The organism is Amycolatopsis keratiniphila subsp. keratiniphila, from assembly GCF_001620365.2.
GTDB classification, from domain to species: Bacteria; Actinomycetota; Actinomycetes; order Mycobacteriales; family Pseudonocardiaceae; genus Amycolatopsis; species Amycolatopsis keratiniphila.
Genome location: NZ_LQMT02000007.1, coordinates 586,660 through 592,765 on the forward strand (window position 1 = coordinate 586,660; position 6,106 = coordinate 592,765).

The 6,106-nt window shown below is 69.1% G+C and carries 6 protein-coding genes and 1 pseudogene; 2 read left to right on the forward strand and 5 right to left on the reverse strand.

Translation table 11 applies throughout. From position 1 onward, the window contains the following. The first annotated feature begins 295 nt into the window (after positions 1-295). A complete protein-coding gene (locus AVR91_RS06900; protein WP_228709138.1) occupies positions 296-895 on the forward strand; it encodes an OmpA family protein in 600 nt (199 codons plus the stop codon). Further along, positions 892-2,130, forward strand: a complete 1,239-nt coding sequence (locus tag AVR91_RS06905; RefSeq protein ID WP_063271624.1) for a polysaccharide pyruvyl transferase family protein — start codon at positions 892-894, stop codon at positions 2,128-2,130. The genes AVR91_RS06900 and AVR91_RS06905 overlap by 4 nt, the downstream gene beginning before the upstream one ends. Here the strand turns inward: AVR91_RS06905 and AVR91_RS06910 are convergent. The 5 genes and pseudogenes from AVR91_RS06910 to AVR91_RS06925 form a co-directional block, all read right to left on the reverse strand. Next, positions 2,127-3,575, reverse strand: coding sequence for a sodium:solute symporter family protein (locus AVR91_RS06910; RefSeq protein ID WP_063271625.1), 1,449 nt, complete (start codon positions 3,573-3,575; stop codon positions 2,127-2,129). The two genes, AVR91_RS06905 and AVR91_RS06910, sit on opposite strands and share 4 nt — an antisense overlap. Beyond that, positions 3,575-3,787 carry a DUF3311 domain-containing protein gene (locus AVR91_RS06915; protein WP_063271626.1) on the reverse strand — a complete coding sequence of 71 codons (213 nt, stop codon included), beginning with the start codon at positions 3,785-3,787 and terminating at the stop codon, positions 3,575-3,577. The genes AVR91_RS06910 and AVR91_RS06915 overlap by 1 nt, the downstream gene beginning before the upstream one ends. Beyond that, a complete protein-coding gene (locus AVR91_RS44580; protein ID WP_455577832.1) occupies positions 3,784-4,395 on the reverse strand; it encodes an amidohydrolase in 612 nt (203 codons plus the stop codon). The genes AVR91_RS06915 and AVR91_RS44580 overlap by 4 nt, the downstream gene beginning before the upstream one ends. 124 nt (positions 4,396-4,519) lie before the next feature. Beyond that, positions 4,520-5,419: pseudogene (locus tag AVR91_RS44585) on the reverse strand (amidohydrolase); the annotation flags it as partial. A 104-nt stretch (positions 5,420-5,523) separates the two neighbouring features. Then, a partial coding sequence (locus tag AVR91_RS06925) for an aminotransferase-like domain-containing protein (protein WP_143253908.1) occupies positions 5,524-6,106 on the reverse strand: 583 nt, incomplete at its 5' end.

Here is a 6,106-nt window from a genome sequence, read left to right on the forward strand (position 1 = left end):
TTCGGTACGCCGTCGATCCGGCGCATGCCTTCCATCAAAGTGCATTCGCGTCGTGGGGCAACTCAGGGGCGACGGGTGGGTGAGTTCCCGGCACGATTTCCTTCGACCAGGTAAGGAAAAGTGCTTCGACCACGAAGAGACGGCACCCACGGTCGCTCACTCGGGTGGACTTGCCGATCTCGTCATCGATCCATGACTGTAACGAGTTTCCTGGTCGAAGCGATTTCTCCGGACTTCGGCGACGGACGGCGACCGAGAGACGTACTCGCTCACGGTTGGCGCTTTTAGTCCTTTCGTGTTCGTATCCCTGTCGTCAGCCAATGCGGAGACGGCCAAAGGGAGTTCGAACTTCATGCGCAGGACAATTGCCCGAACGGTGACGGGCGTGGCGATCGTGGCCGGCCTCGTGGCCGCATGCGGCTCCGAAGGCGAAAACGGTGCGGCTGGGTCTTCTGGCACGAATGGAACCGCTTCAAGTGCGGCGGGCGCGCCGTCCTCCGGCGCCCCGGCCTCCTCGGGAACGGGCACCGGCGACGCGGGCCAGGCCGGCGGCGAGGCGGCCCAGAAAGTGACCGCCGCGATCCAGCAGGCGCTTCAACAGTCACCGATCACCTTTACCACCGAAAGTGCGGAACTGTCCGAAAAGAGCAAAACGGCACTCGGCGAGATCGCCAAGGCCATGCAGGGCAACGACGTCAAGATCGCCGTCGCCACGCACGCGGGTTACCCCGACGCGGAAAAGTCCAAGGCCCTCTCCGAAAAGCGCGCGGAAGCGATCACCGCCGCGCTCGAAGCGGCGGGTGTGGCCAAGGACCGGGTCAAGACCGAGGCGACCGGCAACGAAAAGGCACAGGGCGACAAGGCGTTGGACACGCAGATCACCGTCGCGCAGTGACCTTCGACGGAAGCGCGGGTGAGGGAAGCGATTCCCCCGTCCGCGCGTCGCGTCCCCGCCGTCGCCACTATCTGATCGGCCCGAGCGGTTTTCCGAATTTCGGCGACGAACTCATCGCGGCGACCTGGCTGCGCTATCTGTCGCGGACCGAGCCGGAGGCGGACGTCTGGCTCGACACGCACTCACCGGGGCCGGCGCAACTGCTGCTGAACGATCTGCATCCGCGCCTGCGCTGCACGGACACCCTGTGGCGGCTGTGCGGCGAGGCGCCGTCGGACGATCCGTGGGAAGTGGCGAACTGGGTCCAGTCGGCGGTGAACGACCCCGGGCTCGCGCCACGCTGGGACGCGGGCATCGACCTGCTCGGCCGGACCGACGTGCTGCACCTGATCGGCGGCGGCTACCTCAACGCGCTGTGGCCCCGGCACATCGGGCTGCTCGCCGGTGCCGCTGCCGCCGCCCGGCGGTCAGGTGCCCGCACCGCCATGACCGGGCAGGGACTCACACCGTTCCCGCCCGGCGCCACCGATCTCCTCCGTTCGCTCGCCGACCGTTTCGACGTCGTCGACGTCCGCGACGATCCGTCGGCCGAACTGCTGCCCGGGGTCGTCCGCACATGCGACGACGTCTTCCTGGAGCCACCCGAGCAGAGACCCGCCGCGCAGGCGCGCGAATTCGTGCTGTGCGTCCAATCCGACATCGGCGCCTTCGAGCCGTCCGTGCTGGCCTCCCAGGTGCTGGGTTTGTTGCGGGCTTGGGAAGTCCACCCGGAGCAACTCGCCGTCGTCGAAGGGATCCCCCGTGTCGACCGCGCCGTCCCGGCGCTGCTGGAGCACGAACTCGCCGGTGCGGAATTCCATCCATTCCGCGACATCTGGCGACACGGCCTGCCGCTGGCGCCCGGGCAGACCTGGATCTCCAGCCGCTATCACCTGCATCTCGTCGCTGCGGCGGCCGGCGCGGCCGGTCTCGCGTTCAGCGTGTCGCGCGGGTACTACACGACCAAGCACCGCAGCCTGATCGACCTCGGCTCGGGTTGGACGTCGTTCGACGCCGAGGAGGGCGGTACCCCGGACCGGCCGACCGGTACCGGGTTCCCGCCGCACGTCCTCCGGCGGTGCCGCGACCTGAAACGCTCGGTCGCGACGGCGGTGTATGGACACCAGGTGGCCGAGGAGGTCCGGCCCGCGACGCGGCGCCTCGCCCTGCGTTCGTGGCGAACCCGGTCGAGCTAGCCGGATTGCGCGCTGAGGGAGGGAACCGCCTCGGAGTCCGGGGCGGCCTCGGCCGACCGGGCCACCGGTGTCCGCGCGACGTCCGGTTTCACCAGGCTCCAGGCCGCCACCACGGCCAGGTTCACCCCGAGCGACACCAGACCCGCGTTGAACCCGCCGAACGTCGCACCGCTGACGTACAGGGCGATCGCGGTGAGCACCCCGGCGACCATCCCGGCGGCGACCGCGGCCGTCCGCACCCGGCGCACGAAGAGGATCGCGAGCCAGCCGGGGACGACCTGGGCCAGCAGGTTGTACGTCAGGTTCAGGATCGTGAGCATCAACGTCGACGCGACGAGGGTCAGTACCGCCGCCAGCACCAGGAAACTGGCCACCGCGACGACCGTCCACCGCCGTTGCGCCGCGGCCGGGACGTTCGGCGCGAGGTTGCGGCAGACCATGCCGCCGATGGTGAGCGCGGTCGCCGCGAGCACGAGCACACCGGAGAGCGCGGCGCCGGCGGCGACGAGTCCCAGCAGCCAGTCGGGCAGCAAACCCTTGGCGGTCACCATGAACACCGTGTTCGGATTGTCCAGATCCGGATGCGCGCGCACGCCGTAGTACGCGGCCAGCACCAGGAACGGGTAGATCAGCATGTACATCGGCATCCACACGGTCGAACTCTTCACCGCGCGTTCGGACCGCGCCGGGAACACGTACGCGCCACCGAAACCGAGGTAGAACACGATGCTCTGGAAGAGGATCGTCGTCATCGCGAAGGTCAGTTCCGAGCCGCCCATGGTGGTCTGCGCCGCGCTGAGCACCTCGGGCCCGCTGACCTTCGCGGTGCCGCCGGCGGCGATCACGACCGCCACCCCGACGAGCACGACGCCGAGCAGCATGAAGAAATCCTTGAGGATCGAGACGAACGCGGGCGACCGCACGCCGGAGACGGCGATGTAGACGAACGCCACGATGCCAGCCAGCACCACGCTCTGCACCGGATCCAGCCGCAGCCCCAGGTTGCTCAGCACCACCTGGAGCCCGATGAACTGGTACTGCCCCCACGGGACCAGCGCGATCAGCATCGTCACGCAGGTGATCAGCTCCAGCCGCCTGCTGCCGAAATGCCGTCCGAACACGTCGGGCACGGTCATCGCGTCGTACCGTTTCGCCGCCCGCCACACCAGCGGGGCCAGGAAATAGCCCAGCGAGTACGCGAGCAGGATGTAGCCGAGGAACCAGATCCCGTAGCTCGCGCCGTGCGCGTAGATCCCGCTCGGGAACCCGATCATCGTCCCGATGCTGTACACCTCGCCGACCGCGAGGAAGTACACCAGCCACGCCGGGAAGGACCGGCCGCCGACGAGGAATTCCGAGATCCCGCCGCCGCGCGTGGACCGTCCCGCCCACACCGCGAGCCCGATCGAGCCCGCCATCACCACCGCCACGATCGCGATCAGCATCAGTCGTCCTCCGGGTAGTGCGCGCGGTCGAAGAAACGCCAGCTGATCCACAGGCACAGGGTGGTCAGCGGGCAGCAGCAGAACACCCAGAAGAACAGCACCGGGATGCCCAGCACCGACGCCGTCGATCCGGACAGCATCAGGATTCCCGCCAGCAGGACGAAGGCGGGGACGAACAGTCCTATGAGGACACTCGGCCAGCTGCGGATCATCGTCGTGCTCCCGTCGTTTCGCGCCGCCAGACGACCTCGCCGCCGCTGACGGTGGCGTCCACGGTCAGCTCGCGGATCCGGTCGGGGTCGACCGTGGTGGGATCGCCGGACAGCACCGCGAGATCGGCGAGCTTTCCGATCTCCAGGCTGCCTTTGACGTCTTCCTCGCCCGCGAGGTAGGCCGCGTCGATCGTGTAGCCGCGCAACGCGGCGTCGACGTCCACGGCCTGCTCGGGGCCGAGTACCTTGCCCTGCCTGGTGATCCGGCGCACCGCGCACCAGATCCCTTCCAACGGCGGCACCGGGGTCACCGGGGTGTCCGAATGCAGTCCGAAGTGGATTCCGCGTGACCGGGCCGAAACCAGCGGGCTGATCCGGCGCGCCCGCTCGGGCCCGAGGAAGACGTCGCGATGCCGGTCTCCCCAGTAGTAGACGTGCTTCACGAAGAACGACGCGAGGACGTCGTGGGCGGCCATCCGGTCCAGCTGGTCTTCGCGCACCGTCTGGCAGTGCTCGATCCGATGCCGCCTGCCGGTTCCCCGCGGCGAGCCCAGCCGGGAGTAGCCGTCGATGATCGCGTCGATCGCCGCGTCGCCGTTGCCGTGCACGGCGACCTGCCAGCCCGCCGCGTCGAGCGCGGCCGAGGTCGGCGGGTTCGAGCAGCATCATGCCGTGCTCGTCCGGATCGCAGGTGTAGCCCTCCGCGAGACAACCGGTCTTGCCCTGGATCGAACCGTCCGCGACGATCTTCACCCCCGTCATCGCGAACTTGTCGTCCGCCTGGGCTTCCGGCGGTTCCGGGTGGCCTTCGTCGAGGCCGGGCAGGAGACCGTCGAACAGATAGCCGCGCACCCGGACACGCAGCTTCCCGGCACGCCTCAGCAGCGCGTACGCCTCCAGTTCCGCCGCTCCGCCGATGAGCCCGATACCGGTGTCGTGCACGGAGGTCACGCCGTTCGCGAGGTACTCCTCGTCCGCCAGGAGGAGCGCTTCGGCCAGTTCGCCCGCGCTCTGTCCGGGCAGCCGGGACGTGACGAGGAAGGCCGCGGTCTCGACGAGCACACCGGTCGGCTCCCCGCGGGCGTCGCGCACGATGAGCCCGCCGGGCGGGTCCGGGGTCTCGGCGGTGATCCCGACATCGCGCAGGGCGAGCGAGTTCGCGGTGCAGAAATGGCCGGAAACATGGGTCAGCACCACGGGATTGCGGCCGGAGACGGGGTCGAGGTCCGCGCGTGTCGGATGACGGCCGTCCGCGAGCAGTGTGTCGTCGTACCGGAAACCCCGGATCCACTCCCCCGGGCCCAGCTCCTTCGCCGCCTGGGCGACGCGTCCGGCGATGTCGGCGATGGTGTCGTTGGGCGGGCTGCCGGCGTCGACCGGCGCGGCCAGCGTCATCCCGAAGAACGTCGGATGGTTGTGGGATTCGACGAAACCGGGGATCACTGTGCGCTCGTCCAGTTCGAGCACGGTGGTCTCCGGGCCGATGAGCCGGGAGATCTCCCGTTCGGAACCCAGCGCGGTGATCCGCCCGCCGCTCGCGGCCAGCGCGCGCACCCGTCTCCCCGCCGCGTCCAAGGTGAGGACAGTGCCACCGAGCGCGACGAAATCGGCTTCTCGAACGAACTCCACCACACGGACCTCCTGGCGACGTGTCCTGGCTCACGAGGGATCCCCAGACAGTGCGGCACATCTGGCCGCCTGAACAGGTCCAGAACGCTCCGGTGCGGTGGTACCAGTTACGCGATCAGGTCGCGGCAGGCCTGGCCGAGCAGGCGGATACCGGGGTCGATGTCACGCAAGGGGACGGCAGCGAACCCGATCCGGAAATGGTTCTTCGGCGGATCGTCGCCGACGAAGAAGATGTCGCCGGGCTCGATCAGGACGCCGTCGCGCTCGGCGCGTTCGATCAGCGCCCGGCAGTCCAATCCGGGCGGCCCGGTCATCCAGAGGCTGACGCCGCCCGGCGGGTACGCCGTCTGCGTCCACGGCAGGTGTTCGGTGACCGCGGCGCAGGTCGCCTCCCACTTCCGCATCAGTTTCGTGCGGTACCGCCGCAGGGAGCGGTGGTACTCGCCGCTGTCGATCAGCAACGCCAGCGCCCGCTGGAGGTGACCGGGCGGATGCCGCAGCACGTACCGCCGGATCTCCCGCAGCTCCCGCACCAGTTCGCGCGGCCCGACCAGGTACCCGAGCCGCAGGCCCGGCGAGAGGAACTTGGAGAAGGTGCCGAGGTAGATCGCGTCACCGGTGCCGTCGAGCGCCTTCAGCGCGGGCGTCGGGCTGCCGTGGTACCGGAATTCGCTGTCGTAGTCGTCCTCG